This is a genomic window from Emticicia sp. C21 (genome assembly GCF_003418935.1).
Classification (GTDB): Bacteria; Bacteroidota; Bacteroidia; order Cytophagales; family Spirosomataceae; genus Emticicia.
Map to the genome: position 1 here is coordinate 662,866 of NZ_QVMT01000002.1, position 23,145 is coordinate 686,010.

Consider the following 23,145-nt stretch of genomic DNA (forward strand, 5'->3'; position numbering starts at 1 on the left):
TATGAATCGTCGTCGTTTTCTGAGAAACAGTGCTATGGCAGGTACATTAGCTGGTTTTGAAGCTACCGCTGCGCCTACCCGAAAAAAAGCATTAAGAGTAGCATATCTGAGCGATGTACACGTATTCCCGAGCCAGATAGCCGAGGAAGGCATGGCAAAGGCCTATCAGAGTGCCAATGCGCTTAACCCCAAACCGGATTTTATTATCAATGGGGGAGATGCTATTTTCGATGCACTCGAAAAATCAAAAGACGAAACGCAGGTTCAGTTCAAGCTTTTTCAGAAGTTGCTGAAAGAGAACAATAAACTGGAAGTGAAACATATCATTGGTAACCACGATATCTGGGGATGGTTTAGCAAATCCGAAGATGTAAAAGGTGATAGATTATATGGAAAGCAATGGGTAGTAGACGAATTTCAGATGACGAAAAGGTATTATTCGTTTGAGAAAAAAGGCTGGAAATTTATCATTCTGGATTCCACTCAACTGAATCCTAAAGGTGGGTATATTGCCTATTTTGACCCCGAACAATTGGAATGGCTAAAGGCTGAACTGACAACCACGCCATCAAACCAATATATTTGTATTGCTTCTCATATCCCGATTTTATCTGCGGCATCAGGTTTATTTCTGAATAAAAATCAGGAAAATGGCGATATTGTGATGCCTCGAAACCTGATACATACCGATGTGTTTGATATGGTGAAGCTATTTCGAAATTATCCGAATATCAAAACCTGTCTGAGCGGACATCTGCACATGCAGGAATCTCTGACTTATTGGGACTTGACTTATCTCAATAATGGTGCAGTTTCAGGCGGCTGGTGGAAAGGGGCTTTCAGAGATTTTGAACCTGCTTATGCCATACTCGATTTTTATGACGATGGCACATTTGAACGGAAATTTGTAAAATATTAATATACTCTTATAACCTACGAACCAACAAACTGATGCAATCAAGAAGAAAATTCATACGCTGGTCGGCACTAAGCTTACCTTTTATGTCGGCAACCAAAGCGTTTTCTAATACTAAAACAATAGCCAACAAACCTATTGTAGTCTCTACATGGGATAGCGGCCTGGCTGTAAATGCCGAAGCATGGAAAGTGTTGAAGAAAAATGGTCGTGCCTTGGATGCTGTAGAAGTAGCCGCTAATTCGATTGAAGATACCATTAATTGTTGCGTAGGTTTAGGTGGGAACCCAGACCGCGATGGAAAAGTAACACTGGATGCCTGTATTATGGACGAAAAAGCCAATTGCGGTTCAGTAGCCTTTTTACAGCATATCAAACACCCGATTTCGGTAGCTCGCAAGTTGATGGAAACTACCCCACATGTGATGTTGGTGGGTGATGGTGCGCTTCAATTTGCCCTGGCCAATGGTTTCAAAAGAGAGCCTGATAAATTATCGGCCGATGCAGAGAAAACCTATAAAGAATGGTTGAAGAAATCTGAATATAAGCCTGTTATCAATATTGAAAAGCAACAAATAAAAGCTAAGAAAACCGATGGTGGGCCTTTCGCCCCAAGCTATTTTGATGATGGTACACCAAACCATGATACGATGGGTACCATTGCCCTAGATGCTTCCAGTAATCTGTCTGGCGCTTGTACTACCAGCGGTATGGCTTTCAAACTGCATGGCCGTGTGGGCGATTCACCTATTATTGGTGCAGGTTTATTTGTTGATAATGAAATCGGTGCGGCTACTTCATCGGGTCAGGGTGAAGAGGTAATCAGAGTAGCAGGAACTCACCTGGTAGTAGAAATGATGCGTTTGGGCAAAACTCCTGAGGAGGCTTGTAAAATTGCTGTAGAACGTATTGTGAAAATCAATCCTGAAAAAGCCAAAGGTTTTCAGGTAGGTTTTATTGCCATTAATAAGCAAGGCGAGTATGGAGCCTATTCAATTCAACATGGCTTTAGTTATTCAGTTACCCTTGCCGACGATGGCGGTAAAGTCTATATGGCCAAGAGCCATTTCCCTAAATAAGCAAACTTATATCCTATAATAATTAGTGCCGTGTTCAGGCGTGCTACGGTTTTAAACTGTGTCACGCCTTTCTTTGCACCTTTACCTATAAGCTAACCTATACTCTGAAATAATATGTCTATCTATAAAGCCCTAAGCCACTTGTTAATCATCAGCTTATTAACGGCCAATACTGCATTTGCTCAAACGCCCGCGAAGGACTGGTTGATTCAACCTTTTATTCAAAAAAGCGAAGTAAAGGTATTGCAGAATGATAAACTACTTGAAATTACAAATGGCCTCATTACCCGACAAATACGGGTAAGCCCAAATGCTGCAACTGTCAGTTTTAAGAACCTGACAACTAATGAGCAATTCGTCCGTTCAGTAAGACCCGAAGCACGGGTAGTGATTAATGGCGTCTCATACAATGTCGGAGGATTATATGGTCAAAAAGAACATGGGTATCTATTGGAAGAATGGATAGATACATTCACCGGTCAATCGAATGATTTTCAATTTGTTCGCTACGAAACGGGTGAAGTAAAGCCACATTTTGACTGGAAATCTAATACATGGACAGCCAATAAAAATTTGCCAACAGGCAAAAGTCTTGTATTATTCTTCAAATCTGAATTGCCAGCATTAAAAGGCATTGAAGTAGCTGTGCATTATGAAATTTTTGATGGAATTCCACTACTAAGCAAATGGGTGAGTATTGAGAATAAGTCAAATAATTCTTTAAAATTGACTCAGGTTATAAACGAAATATTGGCTACCCCAGAAGAAGAATCGGCCGTAGTAGGCAAGCCTGAAAAAATGAAAAAGCCACAGAAGCTATACATCGAAAACAACTATGCCTATAACAATGCCATGCGCTACGAGCTTTCAGACCAGGCCACACATTGGAAGATAGATAGTTCTTATACCTCACAGGTAAACTATAATTACGAAACGCCATGCGTAGTAGAGGTATACCCAACTTTAGGCGTAGGAGTTGACTTAGCATCAAACGCTCACTATAAATCTATCCGCTCCTATGAATTGCTTTTAGACAGTTACGACAGAGAACGTAATGGATTAGCTCGCCGTAAGATGTATCGCACAATTGCGCCTTGGACAACCCAGAATCCCATTTTTATGCACCTGATTAGCACTGACCCAATCAAAGTTAAAGCTACAATCGACCAATGTGCTGAAACGGGTTATGAGATGGTAATTCTGAGTTTTGGTAGTGGTTTGAATATGGAAGATCCCTCAGAAGTCAATATCAAAAAATTTAAAGACCTGGCCGATTATGCCCATAGTAAAGGTATCAAGCTAGGTGGTTATTCATTATTTAGTAGCCGTAGAATTGATGATGAAAATGATGTAATAGACCCTGTAACAGGTTTACCCGATAAAGGTGCTTTCTTCGGCAATGCCCCTTGTCTGGCAAGTAAATGGGGTATCAACTATCTAAATAGTCTGAAGAAATTCATCAGCGAAACAGGTTTTGATTTGCTCGAACATGATGGCCCTTATCCGGGAGATGTTTGCGCCTCTACCAAACACCCGGGCCATAAAGGACTGGAGGATTCCCAATGGGTACAGATGCAAATGCAAAAAGAATTTTATCAATGGCTTAATGCTAAAGGTGTGTATATCAATGCGCCGGACTGGTATTTCTTAGATGGTACACATAAGATTGCTTTGGGCTATAGAGAAGTAAACTTCTCCTTATCGAGAGAGCAACAAAAGTTACTAAACCGCCAAAATATTTTTGATGGCACATGGGACAAAATTCCATCAATGGGTTGGGGATTTGTGCCATTGACCAAATATCAGGGTGGGGGAGCAGAAGCAGTTTTGGAACCCTTAAGCGAACATCTGAACGATTATAAACAATTAATGATGCAATACTATGGAGCAGGGATACAAGCTTGCTACCGTGGCCCAAGATTATATGATACAGATGCCACTAAAAAGGTAGTGATAGAAACCATCAATTGGTATAAAAAACACAGAGATATTTTGAACTCGGATATTATCCACCTGCGTCGTCCTGATGGGAGAGACTGGGATGGCATCATGCACGTCAATCCGGCTTTGACTACTAAGGGACTGGTGATGCTGTATAATCCATTAAAGGAAGCCATTACCCGAAAAATCAAATTGCCTTTATATTATACAGGTCTTAATAAAGAAGCCAAAGTAAGAATAGAAAATGGCAAGGCTACTCCTTATCAACTTAACAGAGCCTATTCAATAGAAATTACCGTTCAATTGCCTGCCGAGGGTTATTCCTGGCTGGTTATTGAATAAAGACTACTCATTGAAGATATAAGAATTTATTCCTATATCTTCAATTTAACACCAATCTTCCCAAGCAAAGCCGTAATCCCAATAATCAACAAGGCAAATACCATAGATTTTATTAAACCCACAATACCAAAGGTCAGGCTTACAGGTAAAGCAACATAGAAAGAATATATAATATATGGTATCAGATAACAAGTCAGCGTACTTGTGCCTGCAGGTTTAATTATTTTAAACCAATGTGCCTTATGTTCTAAATCTGTCAGCCAGTAAATAAGTGCATAGGTAATAAAAGCAATGCCGCAACAAATAAATACCCAAGTCGGGGTAGCATAAATCTTTGAGATTATAAAGAACTTCCGCAGTACAAAACCAATTATCAGCATCGTTATTCCAATACCGACGTAGATAAACGTTAGTTTCGATTTCTTATCGGTAGTATAAAAACGTTCGAGTAATAGGGTTGCTAATATACCCGTAAATGCGAAGGCAGCAAAAGCTCCGTTCCCTAAAAGCCAGTCACCAGGCCCGCTTGGCCATATAGATTTCAACCATCCGGCATGCCCGGCAATACACATAATATTAAAAAATACCCAGGCAGCAATTAATAAACTCGTATTTTTATAAAAGAAAAGATAAAGAATAGCGCAAGTAAAATAAGTCCAACCAATAAGCCCCAGAATACCCCACCAGTGAGGTTTCATCATTTCTGCTTTCTCTCCACCTTCACCTCCTCTGAATTTATAAACGAGGAAGAGTAAAATAGCAACCCCAAGCACTTGTAGCGCAATGAAAAGGTATTTCTTATAATCTTCACTTTTTGGATAAACATTCCAGATAAGAAAGAAGCCTATTACGGCACTCACCTGAAAAACAGACTGACTCATACCTGTAGCCTCTGCGTTCATTTCAGGGATATTAACCGTGAAAAGACCCATGATTAAGAGAGCTACAGAACGCAAAACAATATGCTTAATTATTTCGAAATTGTTTTCGCCTTTGGCAATTCTGGCCTTAGTAGCAAACGGAATTGACATACCTACAATGAACAGGAAACAAGGAAAAATAATATCTGAAAAACCCAGAAAATCAACATGCGCTTCTGAATGTTGTAACCATTCAGGAATACCAGTCAACGTCCAGAAATCATTTACAAATATCATCAGGAGCATAGTCAATGCCCGAAAAACATCAATAGAGGCAATACGTTTAAGAGAGGTTTCCATAGTTTTCTTATTTGCCTTCTTCTATTTTCTTAATTTCCTCAAACATCGCCTTAAAACAAGCAGACTGAGTATTGTCTCCGGCTTCTGCATTCACTTTTATTCCATAAAATTCATCCAGAAACTGCCCGGCACCAGACCAAACCGTTTGCATCATGCCCTGATAACGCTCTTTCATCACAGGTGTAACAGACTTTCTGAATCTCACCATATCCTGCGTTTGCAGTACAGCGTTTTTAGGGTTACGCCAAGGACAGGTTATCACATTCAACCCTTTGGTTGCAAAGTACGAGGCCGTTTGATCGGGTCTTTCATAGTGCCAGTCACATATCATAACATCTTTGGCTATCAAATCAATGGCTCTGTGCGTATTATTGAAGCTCCCTTCCCACATGCCAATACCTGTGGTTTTGCCATCAATCAGGCGGTCACCCCAAATCCAGAGTTTTCTATTTTTCAATGCCAGATGATTTCTGATTTTATTTACTTCTCCGGCAAACAATTCTGCTTTATCTCTGCCTCCGCATCTGGGGCATTTATCATCTCCTATATAAAATACTTCGTCCATACCCGCGTGAAAAGCGTCTGTTTCAAATACTTCACATATTTCATCTACCAGATCAAAAACTATTTTGTGTACCTCCGGGTGTAGTGGGCAATAACTTTTACAGTACAATCCATCTGCATTGGGCCATACATACTTTTCAGGCATTTTTACATGGGGTGTTTCATCAAATTGCGGATAAACCCTTAACAGATTATGTGTAGTTTTAGCCCATGACTGATGTCCTAAAAGATTGATTTGGGGAATAATGCGGATATTATTTTTCTGACAAGCCTTTACCATCTTCTTTACATCCTGTTTCGATAGCGCAATGCTATCCCTCAATTCGGGGTGGCTTTGAAACTGATAATTCCAGTCAACACGTAGTATCAGCGTATTAACTTTTCGGGTAGCTAACTCTTCATTAATGAATTTTACAAAGGTATCTACTTGTTTAGGTTGTGGAGCACCGATACAAAAGCCACGAATGGGCAAAAGGCTGTCTATTTTTGCTTGTGCCATCAACGATTCAGAAAAAATCAGGCAAGCCATGGCAAACAACAAAGAGATTTGTTTTAACATAAAGGTGTAGGTTTTTTATAGAGTTGAATCAGCCTACAAGTTAGAAACACTTTTAAGTAAATACAAAAAGCCATGGCATTTATATGCAATAAAAGTAGATAAAGATTTGCTTTAGGAAATTTTAATTTTGGTCAATCTCATATAAAATGTAAATTGCGGCTAGTTTTACTATGGCCGTCTCGCAGGCCTGAATACTATAACCTAACCCTAAATGTTTTAATGAAGCAGTACTTCACTCTTTCATCGCTGTTGTTTATTGTCTTTTTCTGTTTAAGTGTTCATTCACACCTCAGAATCTGATTCCACTTTATCAATTGTCCTATAAAATTGATAAGCATTTTATCTTAGTTTCCTGAGAGCTCAATTATTACACCTAAACATAACCATAAATTTTTAATGAAGAAGTATACTCCTCTTTCATGGCTGTTGTTTGTTAATTGTTTCTATCCGGGTTTTAATTTATCTCATAGAACCTAATTACACACCAGGCACTTCTCGTGACAAAATTTTAAGTCCCTTTTACGTAGCTTTTCATTAAGCTCGAATTGCTGTATATATCTAACACTCATTTTATGAAGAAATATATCATTCTTTCATCGTTATTACTCGTTGCTTATTTCCTGGCCAAATGGTGGTTTGTTTCCTGGAGTCCTGTATCACTTTCGTCACCGATTGAATCAAAAAGAGGTGTATTCACCTTAGAAACCGAGCTTCAAGAACCGAGAACAGAAGCCGGAGGAATCACCCATAATGGCTCTTTCTACATTTTTGGTGGTATCAATCAATTCGGACAAACCTACAGTAGTGCATACCAATATTCGTCTGAAACGACGAAATGGAGAAAAATTAAAGATACACCACAACCAATCAATCATGTAGGCGTAGTACAAGACGATAAATATGTATACCTGGTTGGTGGATTTAAACCCCTGTCTTTAAGAATAAGAGGTTTTATGTTTGCCAATTGGGAGCCGTTGAATACACTATATCGCTATAACCCAGCCTCTGATACCTGGGAAACCTTAGCGTCTATGCCAGAACCCAGGGGTGCGGGTGGGGTATGTATTAGTAACGATACTATCTGGTATGTAGGAGGTATCAACCCACAAAAAGCTATCTCTAGTGCTTTATTTGGTTATTCAATCAGATATAATCAATGGTTTACTGCGCCCTCAATGGAATATCCGCGAGATCATCTGAGAGCAGAGAGTGTGAATGGGAAAATATATGCGATTTCTGGAAGAAAGGATGATTTAAGATTCAATTTAGCTTTTGTTGAAGAATATAACCCTACAACCAGGAAATGGATAAGAATGGCTGATATACCTACACCAAGAGGTGGGTTTGGTTCTTCTGTATATGACAATAAAATTTATACCTATGGAGGAGAGAATGTCTGGAGTTGCTTTGATGTGATGGAGGTTTTTGACCCTGCTATAAATACATGGGAGAAGCATGAACGGATTCCCGAGGCTCGCCACGGGATTATCAGTGGTTGGATAGGTGATAAATTGCATTTAGTGTCAGGTGGTAGGCACCCAAGATTATCCATCAGTGGTATTCATCGGGTGTATACATTCAAACAGCAATGAGCATGAAAGATATTTCATTAATTATATTAGCCTATAACGATGCCAATTCACTACTCAATCTGGTACCTGATGCATATGCAATCCTAGAATCGAATTTCGACAATTTTGAATTGATAGTGGTTGATGATTGCAGTACCGATCATACTTCATTGCTTATGCAGTCATTCGAAAGAGAATATAAAAATTTAGTCTACAATAGAAACTGCACAAACAGAGGGGTAGGCTATACGTTTCAGAAAGGCGTAAAGTTAGCGAAGTATAATTCAATTGCCTATACAGACGGAGATGCACAATTTAATCTGAACGATTTAGTAAGTTTATATAACTACAAAAAAAAATTTGACATTGTATCAGGGAAAAGACAAGTAAGAGCAGATGGTATCAAACGATGGTTTATATCTAAAGTATATAATCAATTATTGAGGTTGCTCTTTGATATAAAATTAAAGGACACCAATTCTGCATTAAAGATTTACGGGAGAGAAATTTTTGATAAAGTATTACCATTGCAATCGTATGACGGATTTTATGATGCTGAGGTGATTATTAAATCGATGCGGGTTAACTATACAATCACAGAAGTGCCTATTACGCATTATCCCCGCCAGTTTGGCGAGGCAAGTGGTGTAAAATGGAAAAGTGTGATGAGTGTCCTAAAGTCTATGATGTATTTCTGGTATGATTCAAAAAAATAATTCAGTTATAAGTATCGCCATACTAGCCTGGGTTTCTCTGGTGTTTCTCGTTATTTTCTCTCCCAACAGGTTAATAGATGCAGAGTCGATTTATTATGCAAATTTACAGTCAAAGTCCTCGCCATTTTCTATAGAATTCATCCGTGACTATCAGGGTACAGCAGGGATAATTACTACATGGTTTAATCTGCTGATAATGGATATTACCCAGGGAGACATTGTCAGAATGAGAATTGCTAATCTTTTCTGGCTATTCCTCACGGCTTTGCTATTTAACGAGAGTCTTAAAGAAGAATCCCAAAATACAGATAAATTCTTAGGCTATAACCTTGTATTAACTCCCTATGTTTTCCAAATGACTGCCAGGGTAATGGGAGATTACCCGACTTTCTTTTTTGGATTTGCCTTTTATATTTTAGTAAACAAGCTTGAAAAAGAAGATCGGGAGTGGTACTGGTATCTGATAACGGGTCTGTGTGGTTCGCTTGCCATTGCAGGCAAACAAACCTTTATTTTCTTATTAATTTTTCCGGTATATTATATTGCAACCATTAAAGATAATTACTGGAAAAAGGCCATATTATTGATAAGCTCCTGTGCCTTGCCAGCTTACTTCTATTGGATCTGGGGTGGATTTGTACCTAAAAGTTCTTCATACCACCATGTTAAGCTTGTAAATGTAGATTTTATCTATGTGTTTGTCTTCTTATTTGCCTTGTCATTGATGTTCTTTTTCGCTTATATAAAAGAGTTTATTGTTAAAAATCTAAGAATGCAATTACTCATTGCTATTGTTGTTCATCTACTTTTTGGTTTAGTCGTACCTTTTCCATTTCTTAGGTCTTACTCAGTACAACTCTCCGGGTTTTCGTTTATGATCATTATCAAATATGCGTGGAGCATTGCTATGGTATTATCTGCTCTTGCAGGAGTAACTTTCTTTTTTAGGTGTTGCATTGAGATTTTATCGGATAGAAAAAACATTCCTCTGATTCTATTCGTATGTTTATGTCTTTTAGCTGCGTCAAGAGTTCCTTACTTTCATGGAAGATATTTAGCCTTGATCATGCCCTTTATCCTTATGATATTTTTTAAGGCGAAACAAGCACTTATTACGCCATTGACAGCATTGGCCGGCTACTTTTTTAATCTGGTTACACTACTTATATTGTATCATGCGGTTCTCATTACCGATACTATCCGATTAATAATGAAAACTATGGGTATAGAAAAGATATAATAGATTGATTGCCTGAACATTACAATTCGCATCTTTATTATGCAGAAAAATACATCTGCTACGATTTTTTTTACTAACCCATACAACTTTTTGTACCTTTTCTGCATTTAGTCTAAAAGCCCCGTTTAAACTTGGTTCTAACCTCTACAATCGAACGTCTGCGACACAAAGACGCTGCTGCTCAGAAAGAAATTTTTGAGCAATATGGTAGCTTTTTGTATCGTATAGCATACCGGTATGTGCGAGAACGTATGTTGGCCGAGGATTTGATGGTGGAGTCTTTTTTGAAGATTTTTGAGGGGATTGTCAATTTCAGATTTGATAATTTAAGATCCTTTGAAGCCTGGATGAAGAAAATTGTAGTAAATGAAGCGTTGATGCTGTTGCGCAGACAAGCCAGTTTTCATCTGATGCCTGAGAGTGAAGCAATCGAAATACCGATTGATGACAATGTTTTAGATAAGATTTCGACCGAGGAGATTTATCGGCTGATAGCCGAGTTGCCTGATGGTTACCGTACAGTTTTTAACCTATACGCCATAGAAGGCTACACGCATAAGGAAATTGCTGAACAACTGCATATCAGTGAGGGTACCTCAAAGTCGCAGTTGAATCATGCCCGAAAATTATTACAAAAGAAAATATTAATGACCGACAAAAGTCATGCAAGCAGAGGAATTCTATAATAAAATCAGAGAAAATCTCGACAATTCTGACTTTACTCCTGATTGGAATAAAAGTGAGGTTTGGCAACGTATTGAGCAGAAAGATGAAAAGAAAAAGTTATCTTTCTGGTGGGGAGCAGTGGCTGCGAGCATTGTTCTGGTAAGTTTATTTGGTGGGTATCTCTTACTTGAAGATAGAAATACTATTACCAGTAACCCTAATGTGAAAAATCAAGATGCTACTAAGTCTGCACGACCGGTTTTACCTGAAACGACTACTGCTACACCTTTAGCTGAAACACCTGAAAACATTACCACTACCTCATCAAATCGTCCGGTTCAAAAAAGAGTTATTCGACCTGTATATGAGGTTGAGCCGCAACAAATTGCTGAGAACGAAGTACCTAATGAAGAGTTTGATAATATGGTGACCACAGAGGGTGGTGAGCAGGAATTTAGTTATGACAATGTAACTTCAAGAAATGAGCCTGCTTTTGTACGTCCGGTTATTTTTGATGCACCTATTATTTTTAGGCCTAATAAAGTGGCAGATAAACCTGCTACTGCTCCTGTTAAACGTGAACGTGTAGCTATTCTGGAGATTCCGGAAGATCATGAAGATTATGTGATAGCTCCGAAAGAAAAGAAGAAAAAACGCCATGAACGTTTAGCTAAGCAAGTAGAGAAAACCCCTGAGGCTACAGACCCTGATAAGCCTAATAAAATATGGGCATTTGTGAAGCAAAGTTTTAAAAACGAAACAATGCCTGCCGATTCTACAATTAAGTAAAAACTTTGTGTATTGATTGTAAATATATCTGCGAAACTAATCTGTGTTTGCGTAGTTATATGCCTATGAACGTATTTTTAAGAATGCTGACTGGTTTCCACATGAAAAAGATTCTTTTGTTGCTGCTCTTTGCCATAAGTGCCGATACTTATGCTTCAATGTATATCGACAAAACCGACATGGATTCGATCGTCGTGAACATTGGCAAACGAAAAAGAATTGTTTTGTGGGGCGAAAGCAAAGAAGACCTGAAAGCCTTAGAAAAATACGATTTGAATAGAATCGTCAGACAAATGAATCAGGATCTGGAGGAAATGCCATCTAATGTGAGAAGAAGCATCAGGCAGGACTACGAAGGGAATAATTATACGAAAGAGGCCACCCGCCAACGTGAACTGGAGGGACTTACCCCGTGGCAAAGGCTCACACGTAATACTTATCTTAACTTTTCATTGGGTTTTACTTCGGTTAAATATCTGCAGAGAGGGAGTTCGGCTTTTAAAAACAGTGATGCACTTTTCAGATACAAAACCATAGCTTCACCTAATTTAACTATTGGCCTTACCCGGCAGGAAAGTTTCATCCGCACAGGCCGGAAAGAAGTGATATTGCGTTATGGAATTGACATTAGTTGGTATTATCTGAGCAGTGTAAGTACCAAAACAACTTCTTATCTGCTACGGGTAAATAATACCAATACCAGCGTATATGATACAGTAGCTATTTATCGGCCGGCAGCTAATGGCAATTATTATACTGTTGAAAATTATGTGAGTTCAGATAATATCAAGCGAAACCCAGAAAATACCTATAATCAATCATTATTCTACGCCGATTTTAAGATTAATCCAACCATTAATTTTTATGGGTCAGATAACCAGAAAACATTTCATTTTGGGTTCGGTGCCTATCTAGGTCGTTTGATAGGTGGGAGCCAGATTCTTTCAGAAATTAAAGCAATCAATCAAAGGGATACTAAGATACCAATCAGGAGTAGTGATAATCCTTATCGATATGGACTACTGTTAAATGTGGGTTATAAGGCATTCAGTTTGTTTCTGGAGGGCGATGTGAACAATTTCTTCCAACGTCGTGATTCCCGCAACGGATTCCTTCCTTACGAAGCATCAGATAGGTGGTCGCAGAATCTGACGACATTCGGTATCAGAATAGGCCGATAACAATAATCCCCGAATCGCTCCGGGGATTATTTAGTTCTGGTAAAGATTTTCTATCTTATTTTTTGTACAATACGCTTTTTACTGCATCAATGGTACGCTTTACGTTTGGTAAAGTCGCTTCAATCAATGTTGGGGCATAGTGTAAAGGTATATCCATATTATTGACACGAATAACCGGAGCATCCAGATAATCGAAAGCGTAGCGTTGTAAGTGGTAAGTGATTTCAGAAGAAATCGCTGCCAACGGCCATGCTTCTTCTACTACCACACAACGGTTGGTTTTCTTTACAGAGTTAATGACAGTAGCGTAGTCAATAGGTCTTACGGTTCGCAAGTCAATCAATTCAGCTTTAATACCCTCCTTCTCTAATTCTGCAATGGCAGGTAATACCACTCTTGGAATCATTTTACCGAATGAAACGATGGTTACATCAGAACCCTCTTTCATTACATTGGCCTGACCCAATGGAATTAAATATTCTTCTTCCGGAACGCCACCTTTATCACCATACATTACCTCTGATTCCATGAAGATAACCGGGTCATTGTCTCTGATTGAAGATTTCAATAAACCTTTGGCATCATAAGGGCTATGTGGCACTACTACTTTCAAACCTGGAGTGTTAGCAAACCAGTTTTCAAAGTTTTGAGAGTGTTGCGCACCTAATTGTCCGGCATTACCGGTTGGCCCACGGAATACAATCGGACAAGTATATTGACCGGCTGACATGGCCATCATTTTTGCGGCAGAGTTAATAATCTGGTCGATGGCTACTAACGAGAAGTTAAAAGTCATGAACTCGATAATCGGGCGTAAGCCATTGGCTGCTGCACCTACACCTATACCTGCAAAACCAAGCTCGGCGATAGGAGTATCAATGACACGTTTAGGGCCAAACTCATCAAGCATTCCTTGGCTCACTTTATAGGCACCGTTGTATTCGGCTACTTCTTCACCCATCAGAAAAACGTTTTCGTCACGTCTCATCTCTTCTGAAAGGGCTTCGCGCAGGGCTTCTCTAAATTGTATCTCTCTCATGTATTTTGGCTTAGAATAAAAGCTAATTTTTTGGGTAAAATTAGGTAATTCCGATGGAATTCTCAAATTTGCAGGAATATACATCGATGAAAATTTCATTAATCTTCTCTGATTTTGTCTCAGAGCAACTTTGAATCACCCTACACTTCATACACTATGCAAAAACTAAAGGCCTATTTAGCCACTCATTCATGGGCATTTATACTTTTTACCTCGCTTGCTGCTTTTTTTACCTACCTCCTTTTTTACCCATTCAGACGTGCCTATACCGCCGCTACTTATGACGAACTCTTTTTCTTTGGGGTTAATTATAAAATACTCATTATCACTGCACAGGTCTTAGGTTTTGCAGTTTCAAAGGGTTTGGGAATCAAATATGTCTCCGAAATGCAACCTGCTAATCGGGCAAGAAACCTGATTGTGATTATTCTTTTATCATGGCTATGCTATCTGTTTTTTGCACTAGTGCCTGCCCCTTATAACCTCTTTTTCATATTTCTGGCAAGTTTACCATTAGGTATGGTCTATGGCATTATGCTTGGATTCCTGGAGGGTAGGAGAGTAACCGATTTATTAGTGGCTGTATTAACGGCGTCTTTTATTATGGGCTCTGGCTTTGCCAAGAGTATTGGTAAATGGGTAATGACAACGCTGGAAGTCAGTGAATTCTGGATGCCTTTTGTAGCTTGTGCCATTATGCTTGTCCCTTTTGGCTTTTGTGTGTGGCTAATGGCACAGATACCACCACCAAGCCCGGCAGATAAAGCTAGCCGTTCAGAAAGAAAGCCTATGCAAAAAGAAGATAGACGAGCCTTTATTAAAGAGTTTACAATGAGCCTTACCATTTTTGTTATTTCCTATATATTGCTGACAACTTTCCGCGAATTCAGAGATAATTTTGCTCCTGAAATATGGAAGACCTTAGGCTATGGAAATAATTCAGCCATTTTTACTAAGACTGAGATACCTATTGCCATCACGGTTTTGTTGATTATGGCTGCCATGCGTTGGGTACAAAATAACTATAAGGCTTTTGTGATTATCGAATGTCTGATGCTTTTAGGTGGGGCTTTAATTGGTATTAGCACTTTGCTTTATCAGCAAGAAGTGTTATCTCCGGTTAGCTGGCTGACGCTCTTGGGTTTAGGATTATATATGGCTTATGCCATGTGCAACAGTCTTTATTTTGAACGGATGATTGCCGCCTTTAAACAATCGGGTACTGTTGGTTTTATGATTACCTTTGCCGATTATTATGCTTATCTGGGAAGTATTCTGGTACTTTTTTACAAAAACTTCTTTCAGAAAACTATCAATTATCATGAGTTTTTCATCTATCTATCTTATGCTGTCTCAGTTGTGTACATACTTTTGATTTTGCTTTCTATGTGGAATTTAAAAGTGTATCACGATTTTTTAAATCGTAAAAAAGAAAACTAAGATGTACAAAATCAAGGAAGAATATCGAAGATATTTGCCTCACTTTCAGCCAACGAATGAACTGGCTTATTTTGTTACAACTCGATTAGCAGGTAGTCTCCCAAAAATAATAATTGAAGAAATTCATCAAGAGCATGAAAAAGCAATTGCAAGTATAAATTCTCTGAAATTACCAAATGAAAAGAAAGCACTACTAGCAGATGAGCAAAACAGAAGATATTTCGGGAAATTTGATCAATTGCTTGATGCTCAGAATACAGGCTCTCACTGGTTTAGAACTTCTGCTATTGCTCAGTTGGCCTACGATAGCTTTTTATATTTTCATGAAAAACGTTATGAAATGATATGCTTCACTATTATGTCAAATCATGTACATTTATTATTTTGGTTGAATCAAGACAAAGCTTTGTATGGAGTTATGCACTCGTTAAAAAGGTATATTGCTAATAAAGCTAATCAATTATTAGATCGAGAAGGCGTATTCTGGGCACGTGAAAGTTATGACCGTGTAGTAAGAAATGATGAAGAATTAAAAAGAATTATGCATTATATTCTGATGAATCCTGTAAAGGCAGGAATAGTAAAAAATTGGGAAGAATATCCCTGGACTTTTGTTAACGATAAATACTTCCCTTTTTAATTTGTATCACGATTTTTCAAATCGTTTGTTTTATACGATTTGAAAAATCGTGATACATAAAATTGTTTCTTTTATCAGTTACTTTCACACGATTTGAAAAATCGTGATACAATATGAACATTTTCTTAATACCCACTATACTAGCCCCTGACACACAAAACAGTGTATTAGCTCCTCAGATTATCGAAGTAGTAACACACCTGAATACCTTTTTTGTAGAAGACCTGCGTACTGCCAGACGATTTATCAGTAGCCTGAAATTGGGTAAAGTAATAGATGAACTGACTTTCTTTGAATTAAATAAAGACACACCGCAGGAGCAAACCTTGGCACAATTGAAGAAACTAAAAGGTGATGCTGGGATTATCAGTGAGGCAGGTTGCCCGGGTATTGCTGACCCCGGTGCAGTAGCTATTGGGTTTGCACATCAGTTGGGTTATAGAGTACGACCTTTAGTTGGGCCCAGTTCTATTTTATTAGCCTTAATGGGGTCTGGTTTTAATGGACAGAGTTTTACTTTTCATGGCTATTTGCCTATTGATAAACCTGCAAAAATCAAAGCCATTAAAAATCTGGAACAAACAGCCAAAACCAAGCAGCAGACACAGATTTTTATGGAAACTCCTTACCGCAACAATCAATTGTTGGAGGATGCACTACAAAATCTACACCCTGAAACTTTGCTATGTATAGCTGCCAATATCACAGCTGAAGACGAATTAATTAGAACATTGCCTGTTAGGGAATGGAAGAAACAAAAGCCTGATTTGCACAAAAAGCCTACTATATTTTTGCTACTCTAATAGATACCCATATCTTACCAAATCATCATGTGTATGTATTTTAAATGTTTTACCCTCTCTGATTAAATACAAATCTTCACTTATTTCCATGATGTGCTTGTAGAGATGGTCGGTAATGATAATGCCCTTTTTATATTTCTCTCTGTTGATTATTTCTTTTAATTGCTCTACATGCAAGGGCATAATATGTGAGAATGGCTCATCTAATATAATAAATTTAACATCTGAAAGTAGTACAACGACTGCTTCAAACAAACGAATTTCTCCACCTGATAATGCCCCTAATTTTTGCTGTTTATACTTTTCAAAAATCGGAAACTCGTTGGTAATAACATGGAATGGAACCTGAAACAAATAGCATATTTGTTCAATGCTTAGTTGTTTTGGTATAAAGTTTTTTTGTGGTAAATACCTAATGGCATCGGGGACCTTTAATAAAGATTCATGATACTGCTTATTGAGCCTCACAGATTGAAAATTACCTTTTAATGAACCAAAAATGATACGCATCAGGCTACTTTTGCCAGAACCATTTCTTCCTAGAAATCCTGTTACTTTACCTGTTTCAGCTCTTACATATACATCCGAAAGAATAGTACGGGCATTGTATTCGAGATAAACACTATCAGCTTCTAATATATCTTTTGTCATAACAGGTCGATTAGTTTTAAGAGTATACCAAAGAGTGATAAGTCAAATCCGATTATTATCAGAATTAAGTGGTTTTGCTTGATGCCTAAATTCTCATAAAATGGAAATTCATCTATCCTATAAAAGAATTTCAGAAAAATAGTCGTTAAAACCAGAGTCATAGTTTTAGAAAAAATGAACAGGGCTTTACCATCATTAAATTGATGATAAATGTATAAAAGCCCAAAACTTGCCAGTAGTGTAAACGGGCAAATACTTTTGTAATATACCCAAAGTGCTTGTAGTTTTATCCTCATTCTTATATGTCATAGGTACCCTTTTATTATAGCCTATCATTCATAATAAGCTCTTTGGAGTAATTGATGACATAAAAATCTCTTTTAATAGTTGATTATCAAAAAAAGGAGAGTCGATTTAATATATTTTAACAGAATGAGGAGTTTCAACTTTCTGTGAATGCTGAAGCAATATTATCAATGAATGATTTATTTAATAACTGCTTCAATTCTTCTGACAAAATCATGGAATCTTTTTTCGTGCGTAGTTTTTTCGGGTAGTATCATCAGAGAAGCGATCCACCGGGCTGTTTGGGCGATGTTAAATATCTCATAAGTAATTTTTGTGTAGTCTTCTTCTTGTGTAAATGTGTATACACCTCTATACCACCACTCGCCCTGCATAATTAACTGGTGTCTGCTTGTATCAGTAGTCACAAATTCTTTGTGCCCATCATGAAAATGTACAACGTATCTGCCATTTTCTTCTTTAATATGGCAACTCGTCTGATTAGCATAGAGAAAAGGCATATCATTGCCTGAAAACGAGCCCTCATCAATAGCAAATACAACCTCTTCTATTTGTTGAACAGAAAATGAGCTGATTTTCTGAAAAACCCAAACAGGCTTCATAATGTCTGGCATAATTTTTTATATGATTAAGTATGCGTATATACTTGCTAAATATACCATTTTATGCTGTAAATTTTTGAATACACAAATTAAAACAAATCATGAAAACTATTGTTCCGGCACAAAGAGAAGGCACTGCCTATGATACTACATCTGATAGAGTTTTTTCTACTGAAAAGCTTGCTAAATCTCACTTTCAGGTAGTAAGAAAAAGGCTTCTTGCCATTAATCACTGGCATGAAGTGGCTGGCGAAGAAAAGGCCACATTTGATTTAATTGATGGAAGAGGTGAAAAGGTAGAGCGTATGCCTGCTATTGGAGACTTTATCAGAATTGATATTCCCGGGCCAATGAATCATTCGGGCGATGGGTATGATTGGGTAAAAATTGAGGATATTTTTGAAGATGAGGAGCTACATGAGGAATTTATTTCCATACGGATAAGACCTTCATCAAATCCTGAAAAACCAAAAGATGAAATAGCACACTTTTATGACGATTCTGCTACTAATACGTTTGTGGTAAAAAGAGAAAGTAATAAAATAAGTGCTGAAGTACATGGCAGAAATGAAAAGCCTAATCTGGATGATGTAAGCCTGATGGATAAAATCAGAAATACCTTTGTAGCCTTTGGTGGTATTTTAGGTTCCAGCAAGATTCAATGGAAAAGCTTTACAGATGGTTTATTAGCCTAAGCGTCGTCAGAAAAAAGTAACACAACTATTGGAATCCTGATATTTTTATTTTGTTTTGAGTCTCCGTGCATAATCAGAGACTCACTAATGAAAACTACTTACTTTATTCTTATAATAGCCATTGTTGGCTATATTAGTATTCAATGCACTTTTAAGCAGTAGAACAATATTCAGATTGCCTATCCCCAACCTTTACCTGACTCTACGGCACTTACTTTTCTGCCAGGAATTGTCTCTAAAGAGGGAATTGATTTTAATTCGGCGTTTTCACCTGATGGTAAATCTTATTATTTTACAAGATCAGAAAATGGGCGTTGGACTATTTATATGATTACCTACGATGGGAAGAAGTGGTCAGAACCCATAGTTGCTCCTTTTAGTAAGGATAAATACTCGGTAGCAGATCCTGCTTTTGCGCCTGATGGCAAACTTTATTTTATCTCGAACAGACCTAAAACAGCTAAAGACACGCTATCTGACTTTGATATATGGTATGTTATTCCTCTGCCTGATGATCAATGGTCTGCCCCCGAAAATCTTACCATCGTTAATTCTGATAGCGTAGAATACTATATGTCCTTTGCCAAAAATGGTAATATGTATTTAGGTTCCGCTAGGGTCGGAGGCTTCGGCATGGAAGATATTTATATAAGCAGATATGTAAACGGACAATATACAAAGCCCGAAAATCTTGGTCCGGCGATAAATTCTGCTTATTCAGAACATGACCCCTGTATCTGGCCTGATGAAGATTTTATGATATTCAAATCAGAAAACACACCCGATGGTTATGGAGAGGCAGATTTATACGGCACTAAATTAGATAAGAATAAGAAATGGCTAAAGGGAGTTAATATGGGCAAACCGTTTAATACCAATACCTATGAGTATTGCGCTTATCTGGCGCCTGATTTGAAATATTTCTTTTTTAGTAGTGAGAGAGATGTAAGATGGATTGGTGCAGATTTTGCCAGAAGACGGATTAATGAGTTATGTGTAGAATAAGCCTTATTGTGGTACCTGTCCGAAGTTCCATTTGGCGAGCAATTCATAACGATTAGTAGGAGCAACACTTAAAATATCTGCCGAGAAACCATTGCCAAAGCAGGCCCTACCCTCCAGCATTAATCTTTTGTTTCTCACACCAAGCCCGGCAATTAAGCCCTGTTCGCTTTTTCTGTCAAAGGCTGATACCAGTTCAGATTGCCCTCCATCTATATTCTCAACCACACTTCTATCATTTACAATAAAGGCATTAGATATACCCCCTAGCAAATAAATAGAGGGCTTGCCAATATAAAAGGTATATCTGAATAGATTTTGTATGCCTAAATAGCGAATATCGTAGCGGAAACGGTTTTCGACATCGGTAGCCGTACTTTTGAGTGCATAAGTATGTATCTCATTCTGGATAGCAAACTTTCCTCTTCCTCTGGCAAAAACATAATTTAAAAATACCCCTCCGGCAGGTGTAATATTTCCATTCCCTTGCACATACACATAATTGGGCGGAACAGAAGTAGAGATGATATGTTTGATGCTGGAATATCCTACTCCGACTGCTACACCATATTCCCATTTGCCGCGGCTGTTCTGGGCAATTTCAGGTCTTAGTATAATCTTGAAGCAATCATTATAGTTGTCTACCAGCTTTTTCATGTCTTTAGTATAATAAGCAGTACCTTGAATCGGCAACTTTTTACAAGCGTCGGCTAGTATTTCTGACAATTGCACCTCATACTGTTTGATTTTAGCTGTCTGGTTTCCGGTTTCAATAATATGATAAACCAAAGGCTCAATCATATTGCCCTGCTTAATTAAAAAATGTTCTTCAGAATCTTTGTCTACAAAATGATAGAGCGTGGCTTTTCCTGTGGCTAGTACCCGCACAAAAGCATTCTTTTGAGTAAGTCTTTTTGTCCGGTTAAAGTATGCGCCTAAACTCGGGAAGAAGATCTTACTTCCGTTTCGGGATAGTTTTTCGATGTCAAAACTTAATGAAGTATAGGTTTCCTGATTAAAATCTATAATAAAGCCACTTAACTCAGTGCTGCTGTAAACAAAACTGGGTTGGCTCATTTCTCTCTTAAAAAAAATCTCAAGAGGGCTTTTAATCCATTCTTTATAATCAATGTAGCCACTCAGGGTATCTTTATTGGCAGTTATTAATTTCCCTTTGATGAAGTTTCTTTGAGCAAAGCAAAATTTGACAATAAAAATTAACAAGAGTGTGATTGTCAGTTTAGTCTTCATAAATCCAGCATTCTCTTATTCAAAATTATTGAAATAATGCTTTTATAACTAAAAATCTGAATAAAAATTATTTAGTAGCGAATAAACGTAAAATTTTACATTTAAGCAACTAAATGCCTGATTCTTATAGAGTTAGGTATTTATAACTATACTATATGCATTACAGGGAGACCAGCGATTTCTGATAAACGTGAAAAGTGGAAAAATACAAGCAACTTTTCAATAGAATCAAGCATAAAATAATACTTTACCTAAGGCTATTTTGGGGCTGTTCTGCCAAAATTATATTTCAGCATCAAGTCTAATCTATTGTTAGGCGGAGTGGCATTGGCACCTGTTGTAAAGCCGTTCCCTCTATAATATCGGGCTTCTAACATAAGCCTTTTCTGACCTATACCCAGGCCAACAATGGCTCTTTGTTCGTCATTTCTGATAGCCCAAGGTAAATAAACGAGCTTTTCAACTGAACCATCTCTACGGGTAATGGTACTATTTTGTTTAATAATAGTGGCATACGAGAAACCTATCAACGCATATATAGAGGGCTTCCCAACGAAAAAAGTATAGCGAAACAAATGTTGCAGACCTAAATATCGCATATCATAATTAAAATACTCATTATCATAAAAAGCCGAACTTTTGGTCTGATAAGTGTGAAATTCATTGAGAAGTGCATATTTACCTCTACCTCTGGCAAAAACATAATTCAGAAACAGTCCACCAACCGGAGTAACATTGGCATTACCTTTTACTTCTGTATATTTGAATGGATTAGCCATCGCATGGGTCATTTTTGTGTATCCTGCTCCGGCCATTATACCGTATTCAAATCTGCCCTTATCTTTCTGTGGTGATATTGTTTTTACTGCACCGCCAAAACACTCATTATAATTGTCTATGAGTTTTCTCATACTGCTTACATAATATTCAGTATTATAAATAGAAAGAGGCTTACACGCTTCGGTCAACAAGCTGGATAGTTGGCTCCGATATTCTCTGAATTTGGCAGAATGCAGTTTGGTCTCAACAATATGATAAACAAGCACGGTAAGTTCATTATCTTTTTTCAGAAGAAAGTGTGGTTCAGAGTCTTTATTTACATAATGATAAAGAGTAACTTTTCCGGCAGATGCTATTCTTACAAAAGCATTGACAGATTCCATTCGCTTATTGCGATGGGTATATTCTTTCATATTAAAATAAATAATCTTATTGCTGCTTCTGGGCAGATTCTCCACCTCAAAGTTCAGGGCATGGTAGGTTTCCTGATTGGATTCAATGATAAATCCCCCTATTTCACCAGGGTTATAGGTGATTGTAGATTGGTTAAGGTCTTTCTTAAACGAAATCTGATTAGGGCTTTTTATCCATTCTTTATAATCAACATATCCACTGATGGTATCTTTATCAATAGTTATAACTTTAGCTTTAGTGAAATTTTTTTGCGCCAGACAAACAGAAGCAATAAGCAATAGTAGTAGGGTGAAGTTTAGCTTAGGGGTCATTTTTGTTATAGCTTGTCAATACTCAAATATAATAAATTATCTACAGATTGATAAATAAAGATGATCTAAAACGAATGGCGTTAACCGGATTCATTTTTATAATATTGTTGCGGCCGTCACTGTTCAAAAAGGTTCCTACCATATTGGTAACCTTTTCTGAATCCGTTTTAGTGGCTGGTACACGGAAACCATCCTTGTCCTCATTCAAAAAGGTTCCTACCGTATTGGTAACCTTTCCTGACTCCACTTTAGTGGCTGGTACCTGGAAATTATTTTTGTCCTCATTCAAAAAGATTCCCACCATATGGACTGCACCCCAAATTTTGGACAAAATTATTATTAAGTTTTAGAATGATGCGCTCGGTATTGTATGGGGCTCATTCCTTTTAGATTAAGTTTAATTCTTTCTTTGTTATAATACTGAATA

General features: G+C 37.7%; 23 protein-coding genes. 14 read left to right on the forward strand and 9 right to left on the reverse strand.

Annotated elements, in window-relative coordinates:
* The first annotated feature begins 1 nt into the window (after window position 1).
* From D0T08_RS07565 to D0T08_RS07575, 3 genes are all read left to right on the forward strand, one after another.
* Entirely contained in the window at window positions 2-919 is a 918-nt protein-coding gene (locus tag D0T08_RS07565; RefSeq protein WP_116981987.1) for a metallophosphoesterase, read from the forward strand.
* Window positions 920-951: 32 nt separating this feature from the next.
* The gene (locus D0T08_RS07570; RefSeq protein ID WP_199538132.1) at window positions 952-1,995 is read left to right on the forward strand and encodes an isoaspartyl peptidase/L-asparaginase family protein; all 1,044 of its coding nucleotides are present in this window, start codon (window positions 952-954) and stop codon (window positions 1,993-1,995) included.
* A 114-nt stretch (window positions 1,996-2,109) separates the two neighbouring features.
* Entirely contained in the window at window positions 2,110-4,278 is a 2,169-nt protein-coding gene (locus tag D0T08_RS07575; protein WP_229238918.1) for an alpha-galactosidase, read from the forward strand.
* Between the two features lie 32 nt (window positions 4,279-4,310).
* On the opposite strand, the gene D0T08_RS07580 is transcribed toward D0T08_RS07575, so the two are convergent.
* Window positions 4,311-5,498, reverse strand: a complete 1,188-nt coding sequence (locus D0T08_RS07580; protein ID WP_116981989.1) for a DUF5009 domain-containing protein — start codon at window positions 5,496-5,498, stop codon at window positions 4,311-4,313.
* Window positions 5,499-5,505: 7 nt separating this feature from the next.
* Complete coding sequence (locus D0T08_RS07585; protein ID WP_116981990.1) at window positions 5,506-6,621, reverse strand: family 20 glycosylhydrolase; 1,116 nt, start codon at window positions 6,619-6,621, stop codon at window positions 5,506-5,508.
* A 572-nt stretch (window positions 6,622-7,193) separates the two neighbouring features.
* Between D0T08_RS07585 and D0T08_RS07590 the strand changes: the two genes are divergently transcribed.
* From D0T08_RS07590 to D0T08_RS07615, 6 genes are all read left to right on the forward strand, one after another.
* Window positions 7,194-8,213: a kelch repeat-containing protein gene (locus D0T08_RS07590; RefSeq protein ID WP_116981991.1), complete on the forward strand. Its 1,020-nt coding sequence runs from the start codon at window positions 7,194-7,196 to the stop codon at window positions 8,211-8,213.
* A 2-nt stretch (window positions 8,214-8,215) separates the two neighbouring features.
* Window positions 8,216-8,908: a glycosyltransferase family 2 protein gene (locus tag D0T08_RS07595; protein WP_158561216.1), complete on the forward strand. Its 693-nt coding sequence runs from the start codon at window positions 8,216-8,218 to the stop codon at window positions 8,906-8,908.
* The gene (locus tag D0T08_RS07600; RefSeq protein WP_116981993.1) at window positions 8,892-10,148 is read left to right on the forward strand and encodes a hypothetical protein; all 1,257 of its coding nucleotides are present in this window, start codon (window positions 8,892-8,894) and stop codon (window positions 10,146-10,148) included. Before D0T08_RS07595 ends, D0T08_RS07600 begins: the two co-directional genes overlap by 17 nt.
* Window positions 10,149-10,279: 131 nt before the next feature.
* Window positions 10,280-10,834 carry an RNA polymerase sigma factor gene (locus D0T08_RS07605; protein ID WP_116981994.1) on the forward strand — a complete coding sequence of 185 codons (555 nt, stop codon included), beginning with the start codon at window positions 10,280-10,282 and terminating at the stop codon, window positions 10,832-10,834.
* A complete protein-coding gene (locus D0T08_RS07610) occupies window positions 10,812-11,603 on the forward strand; it encodes a hypothetical protein (RefSeq protein WP_116981995.1) in 792 nt (263 codons plus the stop codon). Before D0T08_RS07605 ends, D0T08_RS07610 begins: the two co-directional genes overlap by 23 nt.
* A 101-nt stretch (window positions 11,604-11,704) precedes the next feature.
* On the forward strand, window positions 11,705-12,784 hold the full coding sequence (locus D0T08_RS07615) for a hypothetical protein (protein ID WP_147322728.1): 1,080 nt from the start codon (window positions 11,705-11,707) through the stop codon (window positions 12,782-12,784).
* Window positions 12,785-12,839: 55 nt separating this feature from the next.
* Here the strand turns inward: D0T08_RS07615 and D0T08_RS07620 are convergent, their stop codons facing one another.
* Window positions 12,840-13,823 (reverse strand): pyruvate dehydrogenase complex E1 component subunit beta, encoded by a 984-nt coding sequence (locus D0T08_RS07620; protein WP_116982038.1) that lies wholly within the window; start codon window positions 13,821-13,823, stop codon window positions 12,840-12,842.
* A 156-nt stretch (window positions 13,824-13,979) separates the two neighbouring features.
* Between D0T08_RS07620 and D0T08_RS07625 the strand changes: the two genes are divergently transcribed.
* The 3 genes from D0T08_RS07625 to D0T08_RS07635 all read left to right on the forward strand — a co-directional run bounded on the left by D0T08_RS07625 (window position 13,980) and on the right by D0T08_RS07635 (window position 16,706).
* Complete coding sequence (locus D0T08_RS07625) at window positions 13,980-15,263, forward strand: DUF5690 family protein (protein ID WP_116981997.1); 1,284 nt, start codon at window positions 13,980-13,982, stop codon at window positions 15,261-15,263.
* Between the two features lies 1 nt (window position 15,264).
* Window positions 15,265-15,903 carry a transposase gene (locus D0T08_RS07630; RefSeq protein ID WP_116981998.1) on the forward strand — a complete coding sequence of 213 codons (639 nt, stop codon included), beginning with the start codon at window positions 15,265-15,267 and terminating at the stop codon, window positions 15,901-15,903.
* Window positions 15,904-16,016: 113 nt separating this feature from the next.
* A complete protein-coding gene (locus tag D0T08_RS07635; RefSeq protein ID WP_116981999.1) occupies window positions 16,017-16,706 on the forward strand; it encodes an SAM-dependent methyltransferase in 690 nt (229 codons plus the stop codon).
* Here D0T08_RS07635 and D0T08_RS07640 read toward each other — a convergent pair.
* Both D0T08_RS07640 and D0T08_RS07650 read right to left on the reverse strand, forming a co-directional pair.
* Window positions 16,698-17,357, reverse strand: coding sequence for an ATP-binding cassette domain-containing protein (locus D0T08_RS07640; protein ID WP_116982000.1), 660 nt, complete (start codon window positions 17,355-17,357; stop codon window positions 16,698-16,700). The genes D0T08_RS07635 and D0T08_RS07640 overlap by 9 nt on opposite strands.
* 485 nt (window positions 17,358-17,842) lie before the next feature.
* Window positions 17,843-18,277: a hypothetical protein gene (locus tag D0T08_RS07650; protein ID WP_116982002.1), complete on the reverse strand. Its 435-nt coding sequence runs from the start codon at window positions 18,275-18,277 to the stop codon at window positions 17,843-17,845.
* Window positions 18,278-18,366: 89 nt separating this feature from the next.
* Here D0T08_RS07650 and D0T08_RS07655 point away from each other — a divergent pair, with 89 nt between their 5' ends.
* Both D0T08_RS07655 and D0T08_RS07660 read left to right on the forward strand, forming a co-directional pair.
* Window positions 18,367-18,960 (forward strand): hypothetical protein, encoded by a 594-nt coding sequence (locus tag D0T08_RS07655; protein WP_116982003.1) that lies wholly within the window; start codon window positions 18,367-18,369, stop codon window positions 18,958-18,960.
* A gap of 327 nt (window positions 18,961-19,287) precedes the next feature.
* Complete coding sequence (locus tag D0T08_RS07660) at window positions 19,288-19,965, forward strand: PD40 domain-containing protein (protein WP_116982039.1); 678 nt, start codon at window positions 19,288-19,290, stop codon at window positions 19,963-19,965.
* Between the two features lie 3 nt (window positions 19,966-19,968).
* On the opposite strand, the gene D0T08_RS07665 is transcribed toward D0T08_RS07660, so the two are convergent.
* The 4 genes from D0T08_RS07665 to D0T08_RS28210 form a co-directional block, all read right to left on the reverse strand.
* Entirely contained in the window at window positions 19,969-21,213 is a 1,245-nt protein-coding gene (locus D0T08_RS07665) for an outer membrane beta-barrel protein (RefSeq protein WP_116982004.1), read from the reverse strand.
* Between the two features lie 257 nt (window positions 21,214-21,470).
* The gene (locus tag D0T08_RS07670; RefSeq protein WP_116982005.1) at window positions 21,471-22,718 is read right to left on the reverse strand and encodes a hypothetical protein; all 1,248 of its coding nucleotides are present in this window, start codon (window positions 22,716-22,718) and stop codon (window positions 21,471-21,473) included.
* A gap of 40 nt (window positions 22,719-22,758) precedes the next feature.
* The gene (locus D0T08_RS07675) at window positions 22,759-23,049 is read right to left on the reverse strand and encodes a hypothetical protein (protein ID WP_147322729.1); all 291 of its coding nucleotides are present in this window, start codon (window positions 23,047-23,049) and stop codon (window positions 22,759-22,761) included.
* 8 nt (window positions 23,050-23,057) lie between these two features.
* A complete protein-coding gene (locus D0T08_RS28210; RefSeq protein WP_409012909.1) occupies window positions 23,058-23,144 on the reverse strand; it encodes an IS3 family transposase in 87 nt (28 codons plus the stop codon).
* Between the last annotated feature and the right edge of the window lies 1 nt (window position 23,145).